Source organism: Hyphomicrobium sp. GJ21, assembly GCF_001006785.1.
Classification (GTDB): domain Bacteria; phylum Pseudomonadota; class Alphaproteobacteria; order Rhizobiales; family Hyphomicrobiaceae; genus Hyphomicrobium_B.
Genome location: NZ_CDHO01000003.1, coordinates 956,323 through 972,936 on the forward strand (window position 1 = coordinate 956,323; position 16,614 = coordinate 972,936).

The following is a 16,614-nucleotide window of genomic DNA, read 5'->3' on the forward strand; positions in this document are numbered from 1 at the left end:
TTCATGGCGGACTTGCGCCAAATCCTCTCGCAGGGGCGCAAGAGGATCGCGTTGCTCGTCGGCGCCGGCGCGCCGCTCGCAATCAGGATCGGGAAAGACGGACACCTGTCGGAGACCGGTCAAGCCTTGATCCCGGGCGTCGATGAATTGACCAAGAAAGCGGTCGCGGGCCTCAAAGGGGGAAACCTTGCCGCCGCGACTGCGATCATCGACAGTATCGGGGCTGGCGCCAATATCGAGGCTGTTCTGACGAAAGTCCGATTGCTCGAGATGGCGCTCGGCACAACAAAGATAAGCGGGCTCGACGGCAAGGGCTATCAACTGTTGGGGGAGGAGATTTGCAAGAATATCGGAAAGATCGTCTCCGCGACATTACCTTCTGGGCGAACCGGATATTCCGAACTCGTGTCCTGGGTGAGCGGCACGCTGCGGGCCCATGCGGTCGAGATTTTTACGACCAATTATGATCTCCTCTTCGAAGAAGCGTTCGAACGCGTCAGGGCTCCCTACTTCGATGGATTTACCGGCGGTCATGCGCCTTTTTTCGATTCCGTCACCGTCGCTGGCGACGATCTTCCGCCTCGTTGGTCGAGACTTTGGAAGCTCCACGGTTCCATCGGTTGGGCGCTTGATAACGACGCGGTCGTGCGCGGACGCGGGCGGGACGCCACGCAGCTCGTCTATCCCGATCATCTCAAATACGATCTGACGCAGAAGCAACCTTATTCGGCGCTTTTCGAGCGTTTGAAGCAATTTCTCCTGACCCCCGATACGCTGATGCTGGCCATTGGGTTCTCATTTCGCGATGCGCATGTTTGCGCCGTCCTCGGCGAAACCCTGGCGATGAATGCCAACAGTGCCGTCTTTGCCTTTCAGTTCGGGTCGCTCGATAATGAGGAAGCCGCGTCCCGCCTCGCCTACGATCACCCGAATCTTTCCGTCTATGCTTCCGACGGGGCCGTGATCAGCGGCGTTCCCGGAAAATGGCGACCGGGCGAACCGCCAAAGAATTGGGAAGAAATCCGCGCGAGTTTCTGGGGCCAGCGTAACTCCGGGGAACCACCGCTTTTCTTGCTTGGGGACTTTGCCCGCTTTACCCGCTTCTGTGCCCTTGCCCAGGCCACGGATCTTTCTCTCCCGGGCGCACCGGAACCTCCCGGCGTCGACGGCCCATCTCAAGCGCTTACGGAAGCCCCCCAGTGAACAGCAACGATCCGACATTCCTCGGGACCGTAAGTGCTGTTTCGGGCGCTTCCGTTTCCGTGCGGCTGGCGGAATCGCTCGGTTCGGGATTGGCGATCATTGCCGGCCATACCTACCGCGTCGCCCAGGTCGGCAGTTTCGTTCGCATACCTCAGGGCTACCAACATCTTTACGGCGTCGTCTCTGAGGTCGGTGCGACCGCCGCACCTCAGCACCTCGATCTCGATGCCATCGCAACGGGCCGCTGGATGCGGGTCGAATTGGCAGGCGAAGCGATCGGTGATCGCTTTGAACGGGGATTAAGCCAACACCCGAACATCGATGACACCGTCCATATTGTCACCGAAGGCGACCTGCGCCGGATCTATGGCGGCCAGGGCGATGATCAGATCGAGATCGGCCACCTGGCGAGCGCCGAAAATATCGCCGTGCGCCTCTCACTCGACAATCTCGTTACCCGCCATAGCGCCATTCTCGGTTCGACCGGATCGGGTAAATCCACGACCGTAGCCAGTCTTCTGAGGTCGATCGTCAAATCCGGCGACGGCAAGGGCGGGTCTCCCGCCGCGCGGATTCTGTTGCTCGATATACATGGGGAGTATGCTTCGGCACTCGCAGATATCGCGCGCGTCTACAGTGTTTCGCCCCAAACAAACGAATTGCCCCTGTTCGTCCCCTATTGGGCGCTGGAAGCGGGTGAGCTCTTGGATCTGTTAGTCGGCAGCTTGAGCGACAACCATGAAATCACCTTCACCGACAAGATCCAGGAGCTCAAGGAAAAGCGGCTAGCTCTCAAACCAATCGCCGGCGTCGATCCGGCCTCGCTGACCGTTGATACCCCGGTGCCGTTTAGCTTGAAGCAGCTCTGGTATGAATTGATCGATTTCGAAACCATGACGTACACCGGCCCGCAAAGAGACGTGCCTGCGCTCGCCGCGCAAGGCAACGCCGACAAGCTGATGTCGCCGCGCTATCAACCGCATGCCATCGGCAGCGCCGGGCCTTACCTCAACACCGCGGCGAAGGGGATCCGGCGGCAATTGAACCTTCTGCGCTCCCGGCTTCTCGATCGCCGCTTTGACTTTATCCTGCATCCGGGGCCGTGGGAGCCTAACCTCAAAGGAGAGATCAAGCAGGACCTCCCGGAGCTGTTGCAGGGATGGCTCGGCCACGATCGGCAGATCACGATCCTCGACCTTTCCAGCGTTCCGAGCACCGTTCTGGTTCGATTGATTAGTTCAATTCTGCGCATCGTCTATGAGGCGCTCTTTTGGAGCCGCGAAAAGACGGAGGGAGGAATCCTGCGTCCGCTTCTCGTCGTTATGGAAGAGGCTCACCGTTACCTCGGAGCGGGAGGCGACAGCGCTGCCTCCGACATCGTCAAGCGGATCGCTAAAGAAGGACGGAAATACGGCGTCGGCGCCATGCTCGTCTCCCAGCGTCCGGCCGAGGTTGACGAAACGATTCTTTCGCAATGTGGAACGCTCATCGCGTTACGATTGGCAAACCCCGCAGATCGAAGTCGGGTCAAAGGTGCGTTGCCCGATAATCTCGCCGGGCTCATGGATTTGCTGCCGGTCCTGCGGACCGGAGAAGCGATCATTGCCGGTGAGGCGGCAAGATTGCCGGTGCGATGTCGAGTAACGCTGCCTCGCGAGGAGTATCAGCCGAGGAGCGCAGACCCCAAGGTGACCGAAGCCTGGGCCAATCGCCGCGTTGCGGAAGGTTATGATCGTATGGTCGCCTCATGGCGTGCCCAGAGTACGAGAGCCGTCGCGAACAACCCGGTGATCGTGCGACAATCTGTTAAAGACTCTCCCGATGATCAAGGTGGCAAGGTATGAATCGCGAATACGTATCATCAACCAATATCGCGTCCATTGGGTACGACGAGCCGACACAGACGCTTGAGGTCGAGTTCACCAACGGCTCGGTTTATCAATATTACAACGTTGGCGTGGGACTCTATGAGCAGTTCAAGGAAGCTCCGTCGAAAGGCCAGTTTCTGAACGCCTATATTCGGACCGCCTATCCTTACTCACGCGTCGGCTGAACGCATTTTTTCCATCTTGTCTGGCCCGGAGAAGCCGCCAGCGCAAGAGACCCAGGCTAAACCGCGGCTCGATCGGGCCACGTTCCACTTCAATCTGCCGTACGAGATGCAGCCCTACTCGCGCAAGCCAAAATGCGCCTCGATGGGAATGAGCACTTCTGCTCGGGCACGCCACGGCACTGATTGACGAAGCCGGTTTCACAACTTTCCTAAAGTGTTCTTTAGTCTCTTCTGGGAGACTACGGCAGTTTGCACCAACGTGTTTTGGCGCTACGGCGCGTCACAACCCGCATGTCAAACAAAGCAATCGCTTGCCGTCATGCCCACTGGGCCAAGTGCGGTCCCTCATTTATCCGATTTCACTGCGGTAGTTTGCGGCGTACATAGGTCTGAGACGCTGGGGTGCCCGCTCCTTAACCAAAGGCAGACATCTGCCAACTCACACCGGGCCATTGATCTGCGTTCATCACAGATGTCTGCAATTGGGATTTAGCGGACGTTACGGCCGCACGGCTCGCATTTGGCGTTACATCCGCAATTGGCCCCAAAGCGACGTGAGCGTATCCGACAGAGATGTTCAGTTGTGGTGGAAGAATAGAAATAAAGACCGAATCCGTTTGTGCCTTACGCGCACGTCTTTCTGCGATTTAAGATTGCGCGTCGCAAAGTCGACGACGAAACGTCTAGACGCCGAGCAGTTTCCGACAATTGGCAGCAACCTCCCTCTCGAACAAATGCTTCGACTTGAGCGCTGCTCAGCTTCGATGGTCGTCCGACTGTTGTGCCTCTTGCCCGTGCAGCCGCTATGCCAGCCTTGGTTCTTTCGCTGATGAGTGATCTCTCGAACTCGGCCAACGCACCCAGCATGTGAAACTGGAGCCGGCCGCCTGGTGTGCTCGTATCAATGGTATCCGAGATCGACTTGAAGGCGATTGCGCCGTTCTCGAGATCGGTGATGAGTGAGATTAAATGCGATAGACTGCGCCCCAGTCTGTCGAGCTTCCACGTGACGAGGGTGTCACCGGGCTTGAGCGAGGCGAAGGCATCGTCAAGGGCAGGCCTGCTTCTAAGGGCGCCGGAAAAGCCCTTGTCGCAAAACACCCTTTCACATCCCGCCTTCCGAAGTGCATCGATCTGCAGATCCAAATTCTGCTCTTCAGTTGAGACCCGAGCGTATCCAATCAACATTCCCATCGACCCGGCATGAGCAATTTGCCCGCGAGGGGCGTGCACCGAAGAAGGCAGTGGAAAAGTATCAAAAAGGGTCCTTTTTGCTCGATTACTGAGGAGTGGTTTCTGACGAAGCCAACCGCCCGCAAATCCAAGATACGTGTGCTGCTAACCATCATGCAATGAAGCTGCAACAAAAACGACCGTTTTTGCGCAATGGGCCTCGCGGCCGATCTTTATGCAGCAAGCTATTCGATGCCATTCCAACAGTTGTGGGGAAGCATGCGGCTTAAAAATTCCAATCGGCCAGGGCGTTCCTCGGGTCCGAGTAAAACGCACATTGCGATCGAAGAAATAAAGGCGCGATTAGAAGACAAGCGGCAGCCGGCTGTCTTCCTGTCGGCAAGAGACGTGGTACGCCGTACAACTCTTAGCCGTGCTCAAATCTATCGAATGGTTTCTCAGGGCACCTTTCCCAATCCCGTCGCGGTGTCTCCAGGGCGACGCGTTTGGGTTGATGCAGAGGTCAGTGAGTGGATGAAGAAGATAGTCGATGAGCGAACTTATGGTTGGCCTTCCTAACTCGCGAGCGGCAACTTGATGACAAGCTCACTATCGGGATAGGAGGCATCGGAATGCTCTGAAAATCTCGCCTCTACAACCATATTTTTTTCGTCTAACTATATGCTTGGAATAACAATTTGAGTGGGACTAGGAGAGGGACCATTTAAACAATAAAAATTCATTATTGTTTAAATTCAACGACTTAGAGAGCGGGTTCCAATCCCTCCCTCTCCGCCAAATACCGCTGATTGAATAATTCGGCGCGCGTTGCCGCTGAACGTCGCCGATGATGCTTCCCGCGGGGCGCTCGCCGACGAGCGCATAACTCAAGCTGCTCCAGCACGGCTTTCATTCCCGCCCGATCAACTCAGAGCGTCCATCAAAGCTGGAAGAATAAAAGGCTAGTGAAGTGAAAGCGGAATGCGCTTCACCGCCGCCGCTCCGAAAAGGAGCGGGATCTCGTATCCAAAAACTCGCTTATGCCGGAGCCTCAATTCCCCCGTCGCCCGGCAACCTTCATCTTCGCCATAATCAGTTGAATTGTGCTTCGAGCTCCTTTGCGAATTCGAAGATGTCCATGCAGACGCCGTAGGTCGCGACGTTGAAGATCGGCGCTTCCGGATCGGTGTTGACGGCGATGATGGTGTCGACGTGCTTCATGCCGTAGAGGTGCTGCACGGCGCCTGAGATGCCGAGCGCGACGTAGACTTTGCAGGCGCTCGCGACCTTGCCGGATTGCCCGACCTGATGCGGCTTCGGCAGCCATCCGGAATCGACGATCGGGCGCGAGCAGCCGAACGTGAAGCCGAGCCGGTCGGCGAGCCCTTCGAAGCGCGGGAGGTTGTCTTTTTCCTGGATGCCGCGGCCGACGGAGAGAATGTATTCGGCTTTCGCGATATCGATGTTCGACTGCGGCGCTTCGATGTAGCCCGTGTGCTGCATGCTCTCGGAGGCCTGGATGAGATTGGGCTCGATCGCCGTGCGCTTGGCGCTGCCTTTGGCGTCGGGCACCGGATACGTCGCGCCGCGAAGCGCCAGCACGACGATCTTGCGGTCCGGGAACGCCACCTCGAGGTTGACCTTGTTGCCGTAGGCGCCGCGCGTCGCGGTCAGGCCGGTGGCGTCGGCCGAAAGCGCCAGCACGTCGCTCGCAAAGCCCGCGCCGAGCCGCGCCGCGATGGCCGCCGCGAGCGCCATGCCGTTGACGGTATGGCCGAGCAGGATCAGCTCGGGCTGGTACGTCTTGCCGAGTTCCAGAACGCACTCTTCATAGACGTGCGGATCGAAGTGATCGGCCGGCGCCTTGACCTGCACGATCTCGTCGACGCCCGCGAGGTCGAGCGAGTCGGCGATCGCGCCGATGTCGTTGCCGATGACGGCGACGACGACCGGACCGCCGAGGCCCGCCTTCACCTGCTGCGCCGCCCCGATCGCTTCCCGGGTGATGTCGCGAACCACGCCGTTCAGATGTTCGGCGACGATGAGAATGCCGGCCATGATCAGCCCTTCTTTTCACGAATGAGGTTGGCGATGAACTTCGCGATCTCCGCCGGCGTGCCGGTCAGCATCTCGGCTTTCGACTGCTCGGGGATGTACATGCGCTTGACGACATAGCCGCCGCTACCGTCGACGACGCCGGCGCCGCTGACGACGACGAGCGGCTTCTGCTTCGCCTGCTTGACCATCTTCATGGTCGCGAAGCGCGGCGTGTTGATGCCGGTCTGGATGGCGACGACGGCCGGCGCCTTGAGATCGAAGTTGTGCCGGAGGCCGCCTTCGAGTTCGCGCGCGAGCTTCAGCGGACCCTTGCCGTCCCACTCGAAGCCGACGACGACAGCGGCATGCGGCAGGCCGAGAATGCGTGCGAGCGCGGTACCGGTGGCGCCGTGCGCCTGGTCGCCCGACTGCACGCCCGAGAACACGAGATCGGGATCTTCCGCCTTCGCGACGCCGGCGATGGCGCGCGCGATGGTGATCGGATCGGCGTTGGCGAGCGAGTCGTCCCAGATCCGCACCGCCCGGTGCGCGCCTTTAGCGAGCGCCTTGAGCAGCGACGCATCGGCATCGCCGTCGCCGACGGTGACGGCCACGACTTCGCCGCCGCCCTGCTTCTCGACGCAGCGGAGCGCTTCCTCGAGCGCCGCGTCGTCCCACTCGTTCAAGGAGAACTCCATGAACTCGCGGCGCACGTCGCGGCCGTCGGCGGTGAAGCCGTATTCGTCACCGAGCTTGGCGACGTTCTTGATGGTGACGAGAATGCGCAGGCCGGTCTTCGGCGGCGCCTGATAGTCGGCGAACGTCGCCGGCGTGACGGGCTTCAGTCCGTCCCACGAGACCGGCGTCAGCTTCTGTTCGACGGCCGGTGCCGCGGGTGCCGCGGCAGGTGCAGCATCCGGCGCCTTCGCTTCCGGTGCAGGTGCTACTTCGGCGGGAGCTTGCGTTGGTGCAGCTGGTGTCGCCGGAGCCTGCTCCGCAACGGCGGCCGGAGCTGCAGCGAGCGCCACGGGGGCGGCCGCCACCGGCAGGCTCGCGAGCCGCGCCGAGATCACGGCGTCGAGCTTCGTCGCCACCGCATCCGAGATGTGCGTTGCGATCGCGGCGACGAGGCGGTCGGCGAGCGGCGGCAGATCCTTGAGGTTGAGCGACTTCAGCTCGATGGCTTCCGCGACCAGCTCGGCCAGATCCTGGACGACGAAATCCTTCTCGTGCCCGCCGGTCTTTCGAGCATCCTCAAACATGGTCAGGTCCTTTGGACAGCAAGTGACGAAGATATCGATGTTGAGCGCCGCCGCTTCGTGCACGCGGTTCTCGGAGGGCTTCTGCGTGCCCTGCGTATCGGGGATCCAGATGCGTCCGCCGCCGGCGCCGCAGCAGAACGAGTTGTCGCGATTGCGCGGCATCTCGATCAGCTCGCAGCCGATCAGCTCCAGCACCTTGCGCGGCGCGTCGTAGCCGCCGTTCAGGCGCCCGAGATGGCACGGGTCATGGAACGTGACGCGCTTGTTGAGCGGCTTTTTGACTTTGAGGCGGCCGCTGGTCAGAAGGTCGGCGAGCACGCTCGAATAGTGCTCGATCGGCGCGACCTCACCGAAGGCCGGGTATTCGTTCTTGATCGTGTTGTAGCTGTGCGGATCGGTGGTGATGATGCGCTGGAACGGCTTCGCGCCCTGCATCTGCTCGATGTTGTGGCTCGCGAGTTCCTCGTAAAGGCCCTCTTCGCCGACGCGGCGCACGTCGTTACCCGCCGTCTTCTCGCCCTCGTGCAGCAGTGCGAAGTCTTCGCGTGCGGCTTTGAGGAGCCGCGCCACCGTCTGGCTGACCTTCTGGTTGCGCGGATCGAAGGAGGCGAAGTCGCCGACGAACCACAGCGTCGGGGCGGCATCCTCGCGGATGTCCTTGACGCGGAACTCGAGCGCCTTCGTCCATTGCGAGCGCTTGCGCGAGTTCTCGCCGAAGCTGTTGCCGGTGTCGCCGATCTGCACGATCGTGTTGCGCAGCAAGGGGTCCATCGTGCCCTGCTCGACGAGATGCCGACGCATGCGCACGATGAGGGACGGATGTTCGATGCCGACCGGGCAGATCTCCTGGCAGGCGCCGCAGGTGCGGCAGGCCCAGAGCGTCTCCGGCGCGATGACGCCGCCGACGAGATCGAGCGCCGGCGACGAGCAGCCCTTGGCCTCGTCGTTGTAGGCGCGCAGATCGAGAATGAAGTCGCGCGGGCTGAGCGGATATCCGGCCGTCCGCGCCGGACAGGCTTCATGACAACGGCCGCACTTGGTGCAGGCGTCGAGATGCAGCATGTCCTTCCAGGTGAAGTCCTCGATCGCGGAAATGCCGGCCTTCTCGGCGTCCTTGGGCTCGCCCGGCAACAGCGCCAGCGGCTGCTTGTTGCGGAAGATCAGCGATCCGACGGCGGCAATGATGTGCTTGGCCTTGTACCACGGGATCGCGGCCGTGAACGTCAGTGCCAGGATGCCGTGCATCCACCAGTTCGTATGCCGGATCGCCGCCGCCGTTTCTTCCGTCACGCCGGCGCCGGTCAGCACCTTCGACAGCGCGAGGCCCACCGGCGACCACGCCGCCCACGCCGGCTTGTCGATGATGAGGCCGCAGGCTTCCTGCAGGAAGCCCGAGCATTCGATGAGCAGCAGCGAGACGACGAAGACCCAGTCCTCGATGCGCCAGCCTTCGGCGACGGCGCGCAGCTCCGTCTCGCCGCGATAGTTGCGCACGTAGTCGAGCTTCTTGGGCTTGATGAGCGCCCGGCGCACGATCATGTAGACGAGGCCGATGATCAGGGACAGATGTCCGAGATCGAGCAGCAGGCTCATGATCAGATAGAACTTGCCCTTGACGAACGTGATGCCCGTCAGCGGCTTCAGAAGATCGACCTCGATGAAATAGAGCGTCGTCGCGATGGCGCCGAACAGATAGCCGTAGAAGATGCCCTTGTGCGCGAGGCCCGCCCAGCGATCGCGCCGCCTGAGCGTGCGATGCGAGAAGATGTCCTTCAGCCCACGGACGACGCGGTCATAAAGCTCGAGCGGCTCGACCAGCGACTTGCCGCGCGCATACTTCGCGATGTGCGCATACGCCCCGTACAGGAACACCGCCATCGACAGCGTGCCGAGCATGTAGAACATGATCAGCTGCTGCGTGTTGATGCCCCAAAATAGCTCGCGCGATTCCACCGATTTATCCTCTTTGGCCTGGCGCCGTCAGCAGCTCGTCTCTGGCTGCGCCGGACGCCATCGGCCCTTGCGATATCGTTATCGCGCCGCCGGACCTCCTCCGATCAAGGCGCGAACGACACCTGCCGGCAAATGGCGCGGATGCCCGCGCCACGCCAATCGTCGTGATTTTTCTTTGTTGTTTGTTCGGAAACGAAAGGCCGCTCCATCTCGCGATGGAGCGGCACAGCACATCACGCGATGCGGATGGCGAAGATCTTTCGGATCGTTGCTTCCGTCTTCCAGGTACCGACGAAACCGGCGTCGATCTGGAAGCTGTCGCCGGCCGAGAACTGCGCCGTCTTGCCGGTGCCGTCTTCCGTCAGCGTGACTTTGCCTTCAAACAGATGAATCAATTCGTCGGCCTTGTAGGTGACGTGATAGGTGCCGGGCTGTGCTTCCCAGAAACCGGTCAAAAACTTGCCGTCGGCGGTTTTGTTTTCGATCCACGTCTTCATCGAAGGTGTGCCGGAGACCGGCTTCCAACCGTCGAGGTCGGCAGTGATCGGCGTTGATTTCGGTGCTGTGTATTTTCCGAATGCTGTGATGGTCATTGGACTATTCCTAATGTGTTGACACGATGGAGTATGCACCAAGAAAGGAGTGGCGCTAGACGCGCCACACCAGATCCGGATTCTCGTCCGGGTTGTACGCCGTGCCCCAGGCGCGTTGCTCGCGCTTGTATGGTTTCTGATGCTGCGGATCGGCATCTTCGATCTCACGTGCCAGCCGATGCCCATCGAACGTCGCGTCCGCGATGATACGGGGCGACTCGGCATCGCCGATGACGAAGACATTGCTGATGCCGTTCGCTTCCCACTCGCTCTTCCGCGCCTTGAGCTGACGATAGAGCGTATCCTCGGACCGGCGCGACGTGACGAGGATCACGGTATCGCACTCGTGCCATTCGTGACTGGAGTTCTCGTTGCGCGGCAGCTGCCCGGCACCCTTGTAAGAGCGCTTGTAGCCTTCACCCCAGATGTTGAAGAGTTCGACGCGACCCTGTTCGACGCGCGAGCAACCCGTCTCGCCCAGAACCTTGATGCCGAGTTCGTGGATGAGACGCTGCATGTTCGCGCCCTCGAGCGTGTACTCCATGTAGGCGCCGAGACCGCACACCGTCGCAACCGTTACGTCGTGACCGGCGCGGGCGAACTTCTCCGCAAGGCTTGGCGCCGTGTAGTACGGATCGTAGTTGATGATCATCACGCGCTTGCCGACAGCCTTCTTGCCCTCGTACACCTGTTCGGGTGTCAGGACGTGCGGCAGGCTCGCATCGGCGCCGGGGATCGGCTCGTGCGTGCGGTGATTGACGCCCGTGGTGCTCCACTTCGCGCCCGTCGCAATGACGACGCGCGACGCGCCATACTGCAGAATGTCATCGGCAGTCATCGGCTTCTGCTTGAGCGCGATCTGGCACTCGGGGTTCTTCTTGAGGAGCTTTTCGAGCTGCGTCTGGCGATAGTCGCGATGGAAGCTCCACTCGCCGAGACCCGGCAGCGTGGCGACGTCGTTGACATAACCGCCGGTCTTTTCCCGCGTATCGACAAGATGCACGGTGTAGCCGCGTTCCATGAGCACACGGGCGCATTCCGATCCGGCAGGGCCGGCGCCGACGATCAGGACGTCGTGATCCGACTTCTTCGGTTCGAACTTCTCCGGATGCCAGCCGCGGCGATACTCTTCGCCGGCCGTCGCATTCTGCGTGCAGATGAACGGCACGCCGCCCATTTCCCAGCGCGAGATGCAGACGTTGCAGCCGATGCAGGTGCGGATGTCGTCGACGCGACCCTCGTCGATCTTCCGTGGCAGCCACGGATCGGCGATCGACGGACGCGCCGCACCGATGATGTCGATGATGCCTGCCTTGATGACCTGCAGCATCTTTTCCGGATCATAGTAGCGGCCGACGCCGACGACCGGCTTGTTGGTCGCCTGCTTGATATGGCGGATCCAGTCGTTTTCGTGCGCAATCGGATAGAAGCGCGAGGGACCCGCGTCTTCACCCCACTCGGCGATGTCGCCGATGTTGACGTCCCAGAGGTCGAGATACGGCGAAGCAAGCTCGATGAAGCGCAGGCCGTCCTCGGTCAGCTCGACGCCCTTCGTTCCATAGAGGGTGTCGGTCGCGCAGCGCGTGACAAGCGCCACGTCATCGTTGACGGCCCGGCGGATCTTCTCGAGCGTCTCGATCCAGAAGCGAGCGCGGTTATCGAAGCTGCCGCCGTATTTGTCGGTGCGCCGGTTGTAGTAAGGGTTGAGCCACTGCATCGGGCCATAGGCGTGAGCGCCGTAGACGTTCACGAGGTCGAAGCCGGTATCGCGGGCGCGCAGTGCCGCGTCCACATACTGCTGCTGCAGGCGCTCGAGTTCGTCGATGTCGGCTTCATGATTGTAGGTGAAGCCGGGGCAGCCCGGAACGGTTGCGAATTCGGAGTTGTACTGGCTCGGGCCACGCGAAATCGTGCGCGATTCAATGGCCGGCGCGTGCGGTCCGCCGTAGAAAAGTTCGCAGCCTGCGAGCGAGCCGTGGCTGTGCACGTGGTCGACCATGGCGCGCAGGTTGCGCATGTCGCCCTGGTCCCAGATACGGGCCGTGATGCGCAGCGTGTCGTCGCATTCCGGATGGATCGAGCACTGCTCGGTGTTGACGGCGCCCCAGCCGCCTTCGGCCTTGATGCCGCGATGAGCCATGTTCATGCCGGGCGAGTTCGTTCCCGCGCCGTTGCAGTGAGGCACCTGATAGAAGCGATTGCGTATCGTTTTAGAGCCGAGCTTCAGAGGCGTGAAGAGGATGTCGAAGCGAGGATCTCTTGCCATTTTTTAGGACTCCTTGGTTCTCCCGAGAACCAAGGATTGGCTATGGCGCGATGCCTCCCGTCTATTGTCACGACCGATTACTCCTTAGGAGGTAGATTTCTGCTGCACATGCGAAGCGCCGCCAGTTTCGGTCAACTCACAGGATAACCGTTGCTCTGGGCCTAAACAAGCGCTCGGACAGTGAGTCCAGTAGCCAGATGAAACGGTCCCTCATGGCGTATGTGCGCTATGGTCACAGACAGCTTACGAGCACGCCTGCCGCAACATATCGCATTGCGATATAACAATTAGTGCAATACGGATATTCCGCGTAATGAATTACACGAATAGTCCATATAATTAGGGGGGCTTAAGAGCGTTTGACCGAAAACAACGATAGGAAAAGAAATTTTATATACAATGCACTCGGATCTAGCTGCAAATTTCTGAAAGCGGCCCATTTGAGCGGTCGGACATATACGGCCACTCGCCGCGACGAGCAGAAAATCGAGAAATAATAAAGTTAGCCAAGTGCACTACCCTTTTCAGACATCTTGACTGGCAACGCGATGAAATGCACATCGAGCCTAGTCGGATGGCGCTCAAACCACCCGGGGGGAGGGGAGATTTCGCCTGATATGTCCAGACTGCCTATATCGTGCTTCATTATTGCTCAAAACGAGGCTGATCGCATTGTCAGAACAATTCGGTCGGTTGAACCATGGGTTGATGAAGTCGTGGTCGTCGACAGCGGCAGCACCGACGATACGGTGTCTGTTGCCCAGGGTGCGCACGCACGCGTAATTTCACAGACGTGGCTTGGCTTTGGCAGGCAAAAACGATTCGCCGAAGAGCAGTGCCATCACGACTGGGTATTGAACCTGGACGCCGACGAAGTCGTCTCCCCAGAACTTCGTACGAAAATTACGGAACTATTCCGTTCGGGCGAGCCAGCGCGTGAGGCGTATGGCATGCCGATCCACGTCGTCTATCCGCAACGGAGCAAGCCGCGCATCTGGGCTCGGGACCATTGGTGCGTCAGGCTCTACAACCGCCAGGTCGTGCGCTTCAGAGACTCGCACGTTCATGACACTGTCGTGACAGACGGTCATGCTGTAGGCCGCCTCACTGCGCCCATCCACCATTTTTCAATCCGTTCGTTCGATCACATGAGGGCCAAACTGGACAGGCGCATGTCGCTTGCGGCCGAACACGCTTCGATCACCAGCCCGGCACTCACATTGGCGCGCCTCACGATCGAATTCCCACTGAACTTTTATAAGTACTACATCGTCAGGCGACACATCACCGGCGGCGTCATGGGCGTACGCTACGCGGCGCTGCAAGCCCGCTTCAGAGCAGCGAAAGTCTATCGTCTCTGGCGGCGTCACCGAAGGCCGCACGCGTAACGAAACCAATAGGTACAAGCCTCACTCCACCAAGGTTCTCGTCGCAGTCGGCCGTTGGTACGCTTCCGAACATAACGCATCAGCTCACGTACCCGCTTTTCTGGAAAACTCGGGGACAAGCTCGAGTGCCGGCCTCGTCAACCCGCGAGAACGCGTGCAATAGCTTCTGACGAGCGGCCGTCGCCATAGGGCTGCGCATCCTTGCCGGCACTGCCGATAGCCGCGAGAATGGCCTCCGCCACGTTGCTCGTCGCTGGCGAGACGAGCCTGTTCCAGCCAAGATCCACGAGTTCGACCCATTCCGTCTCGTCTCGCAGCGTCACGCAGGGTACGCGATAGAAGAACGCTTCTTTCTGGACGCCGCCCGAGTCTGTCGCGATCAAGCTCGCCTGCGATTCAAGCGCCACCATATCGAGATAGCCAACCGGCGGCACCGTGCGCACCTTATCGAAAGCGAGGCCCGCGGCCTTCATCCTCGCTTGAGTCCGCGGATGAAGGGGCAGCACCACCGGCAGTTTCGCCGCGACCGTTTCGAGTGCCGAAACGATGGCGGTGAGACGCGCCAAATCGTCGGTATTCTCCGCCCGATGAATGGTCGCGAGCACATAACCTTTCGGCACGATGCCGAGCTTCGTCAGGAGTTCGCCCCGGCGCGCAGCAACGTCGGCGAATTGCAGAGCCGCGTCATACATCACGTCGCCAACCGCAAAGATACGTTCCGCTGCAATGCCTTCCCGTTTCAGATTTTCGACCGCGGTCTCAGTTGAGGCGAACAGGATGTCAGACAGCTGGTCGGCGACAATACGATTGATTTCCTCGGGCATGGCGCGATTGAACGAGCGCAAACCCGCCTCGACGTGCGCGACCGGTATATGCAGCTTCGCAGCAACGAGCGCGCCGGCAAGCGTCGAGTTGGTATCGCCGTAGATCAAGACGCGATCAGGCTTCAACTCCTGCAACACCGGCTCTATTTGCTGAAGCATCGCGCCGGTCATCGCGCCATGACCTCCACCGTGAATGCCCAGGTGGTGATCCGGCGCGGCGATGCCGAGTTCTTCGAAGAAAACATCCGACATGCCCGCGTCGTGATGCTGCCCTGTATGAATCAAAACCTCGCGCACTGTACCCGTCGCCGCGAGCGCTTTGCTTACCGGCGCAACCTTGATGAACTGCGGACGAGCGCCGACGATGGTAGCAATGGTTTTCATGATGTTGGTAGCTTCCTCGCGCGGTGCGCGGCCCGAACGGGCCCATGGATATAGAATGCGATAGGACTGCGATCGTCACTCTGAAATGACCGATCGCGATAAAGCCAGACTGCGCTTTTCACATTTGCGCGGCCTATTTCAACTTTGCAACATAGAAACTCAGAAAAATATAAATCGAATATGCAATCGATTGAGCAATAGAGAGAAAGATCATCGATTGCATGAGGCTAAGGCCGAAAACCTGAGTCGCCGCCAACCAGCTTGCCAACGCCAGGAAAAGAGCGCCATCGAAAACATATTTGTATTGCATGCACTTCAGCACGATCAGGCTCCGGCTGAGCGGCGACGCTATGAATTGCAGGCAGATCGCCGGAACGAGATAGAGCCCGATCTCGCCGCTGAGCGCCCAGGTTCCATTGTAGAGATTCTGAGTGAGAAACCAGAACGCGACGGCCACCGCAGGCAGCAGCACAATGGCGAACAACGTCAATAGAGCAGCCGTCTGCGACAATTGCTTTACGATCACGGAGCGATCACGCTGACGCGCCATCTGACCTTGGAATACGTCGCCGACCACCGTGCCGATCAGCGCGACCGGCAAGCCAAAGATCCGCTGAACCAGCCAGAACGCGCCACCAACTTCCGGACCATGCGTCAACAGCAAGATAACGGGCAAGCTCTCTGATTGTGCGAAATCGACGATGCTCGATGGCAGGGCAACCTTAGTGTAGTGGCCGTATCGGCGCAAAAGCGCAGCCTTCGCCTGCTTCACGAAGCGCCCGAGCGGCAAAACTTCCAATGGCTTACCGAGACGCCGCACGATGACGAGAATGCCGAGCACGCGCGCGGCGAGTTCCGTCACCAGAAGCATCAGGACGGACGGCAGGATCATCCCGAAAGCGATCTGCAGCACCTGCCGCGAAACCATCACGACATTTCGCGACAGGTAGACATCGCGGTACGCCTGCTCGCGGATCCCCCATGACTGCTGGAAAATGCCGAGACCGATAGCAACGGCGATCGGCGCCGCCATCATCGCCTGGCCACGTTCGATGGCGAGAAGATTGTAGAGTTCGGAAGGCGCTAATAGAGCAACGGCGAACAGCGCTGCTCCCCACAGAAGGAGGAGGGTTGCAGCAAACCGCATCAGCAGGTCCGCTATGCGCCGAGAATGCTCGTTGATGACGGCCCATTCGAGCCTCAGGCCGCCGTATCCGCCGACAAAATTGGCAACATAAAGGACGACCGCGAGCTTGCCGAATTCGGCGGGCGTATAGAAGGCAATGGCAAGCGGCGTCAGCGCGAGAGAAATGGCGTAGCCGACGATCTGGATGCCTACACTTGCCGACAGCAGGCCGGCATTTTCCATGCGCAGAATTTTGCGGAGGCGTTGCATCATCGTGCTGGCGCGTGAACTCTTCGGCAACCCACCTTGCTTCTCCGATCGGAACTACGCGAGCCGCCGCTTAGCACTCTGG

General features: G+C 60.0%; 12 protein-coding genes. 5 read left to right on the forward strand and 7 right to left on the reverse strand.

Going from position 1 to position 16,614, the window contains the following annotated elements; all coding sequences use genetic code 11:
• The first annotated feature begins 3 nt into the window (after positions 1 to 3).
• The 3 genes from HYPGJ_RS12840 to HYPGJ_RS12850 are packed head-to-tail and all read left to right on the forward strand — an operon-like array spanning position 4 to position 3,256.
• Positions 4 to 1,203 carry an SIR2 family protein gene (locus HYPGJ_RS12840; protein ID WP_046848390.1) on the forward strand — a complete coding sequence of 400 codons (1,200 nt, stop codon included), beginning with the start codon at positions 4 to 6 and terminating at the stop codon, positions 1,201 to 1,203.
• Between the two features lie 59 nt (positions 1,204 to 1,262).
• The gene (locus HYPGJ_RS12845) at positions 1,263 to 3,047 is read left to right on the forward strand and encodes an ATP-binding protein (RefSeq protein WP_244466119.1); all 1,785 of its coding nucleotides are present in this window, start codon (positions 1,263 to 1,265) and stop codon (positions 3,045 to 3,047) included.
• Positions 3,044 to 3,256 (forward strand): KTSC domain-containing protein, encoded by a 213-nt coding sequence (locus tag HYPGJ_RS12850; protein ID WP_046847503.1) that lies wholly within the window; start codon positions 3,044 to 3,046, stop codon positions 3,254 to 3,256. The genes HYPGJ_RS12845 and HYPGJ_RS12850 overlap by 4 nt, the downstream gene beginning before the upstream one ends.
• Before the next feature lie 624 nt (positions 3,257 to 3,880).
• Here the strand turns inward: HYPGJ_RS12850 and HYPGJ_RS12855 are convergent.
• A complete protein-coding gene (locus HYPGJ_RS12855; protein WP_348270902.1) occupies positions 3,881 to 4,450 on the reverse strand; it encodes a recombinase family protein in 570 nt (189 codons plus the stop codon).
• A gap of 258 nt (positions 4,451 to 4,708) precedes the next feature.
• On the opposite strand from HYPGJ_RS12855, the gene HYPGJ_RS19590 reads away from it, so the two are divergent.
• A complete protein-coding gene (locus HYPGJ_RS19590) occupies positions 4,709 to 5,008 on the forward strand; it encodes an AlpA family phage regulatory protein (RefSeq protein ID WP_083984185.1) in 300 nt (99 codons plus the stop codon).
• Positions 5,009 to 5,521: 513 nt separating this feature from the next.
• Here HYPGJ_RS19590 and HYPGJ_RS12860 read toward each other — a convergent pair.
• The 4 genes from HYPGJ_RS12860 to HYPGJ_RS12875 form a co-directional block, all read right to left on the reverse strand.
• A complete protein-coding gene (locus HYPGJ_RS12860) occupies positions 5,522 to 6,487 on the reverse strand; it encodes an electron transfer flavoprotein subunit alpha/FixB family protein (RefSeq protein WP_046847193.1) in 966 nt (321 codons plus the stop codon).
• Between the two features lie 2 nt (positions 6,488 to 6,489).
• Positions 6,490 to 9,681, reverse strand: coding sequence for a heterodisulfide reductase-related iron-sulfur binding cluster (locus tag HYPGJ_RS12865; RefSeq protein ID WP_046847194.1), 3,192 nt, complete (start codon positions 9,679 to 9,681; stop codon positions 6,490 to 6,492).
• Positions 9,682 to 9,914: 233 nt separating this feature from the next.
• Positions 9,915 to 10,274, reverse strand: a complete 360-nt coding sequence (locus HYPGJ_RS12870; RefSeq protein ID WP_046847504.1) for a cupin domain-containing protein — start codon at positions 10,272 to 10,274, stop codon at positions 9,915 to 9,917.
• Between the two features lie 55 nt (positions 10,275 to 10,329).
• A complete protein-coding gene (locus HYPGJ_RS12875; protein ID WP_046847505.1) occupies positions 10,330 to 12,540 on the reverse strand; it encodes an FAD-dependent oxidoreductase in 2,211 nt (736 codons plus the stop codon).
• 617 nt (positions 12,541 to 13,157) lie between these two features.
• On the opposite strand from HYPGJ_RS12875, the gene HYPGJ_RS12880 reads away from it, so the two are divergent.
• The gene (locus HYPGJ_RS12880) at positions 13,158 to 13,928 is read left to right on the forward strand and encodes a glycosyltransferase family 2 protein (RefSeq protein WP_046847506.1); all 771 of its coding nucleotides are present in this window, start codon (positions 13,158 to 13,160) and stop codon (positions 13,926 to 13,928) included.
• A 137-nt stretch (positions 13,929 to 14,065) separates the two neighbouring features.
• On the opposite strand, the gene wecB is transcribed toward HYPGJ_RS12880, so the two are convergent.
• A complete protein-coding gene (gene wecB, locus HYPGJ_RS12885) occupies positions 14,066 to 15,136 on the reverse strand; it encodes a UDP-N-acetylglucosamine 2-epimerase (non-hydrolyzing) (protein WP_046847507.1) in 1,071 nt (356 codons plus the stop codon).
• Positions 15,137 to 15,269: 133 nt separating this feature from the next.
• Positions 15,270 to 16,562, reverse strand: coding sequence for a hypothetical protein (locus HYPGJ_RS12890; RefSeq protein WP_210166504.1), 1,293 nt, complete (start codon positions 16,560 to 16,562; stop codon positions 15,270 to 15,272).
• Positions 16,563 to 16,614: the final 52 nt, after the last annotated feature.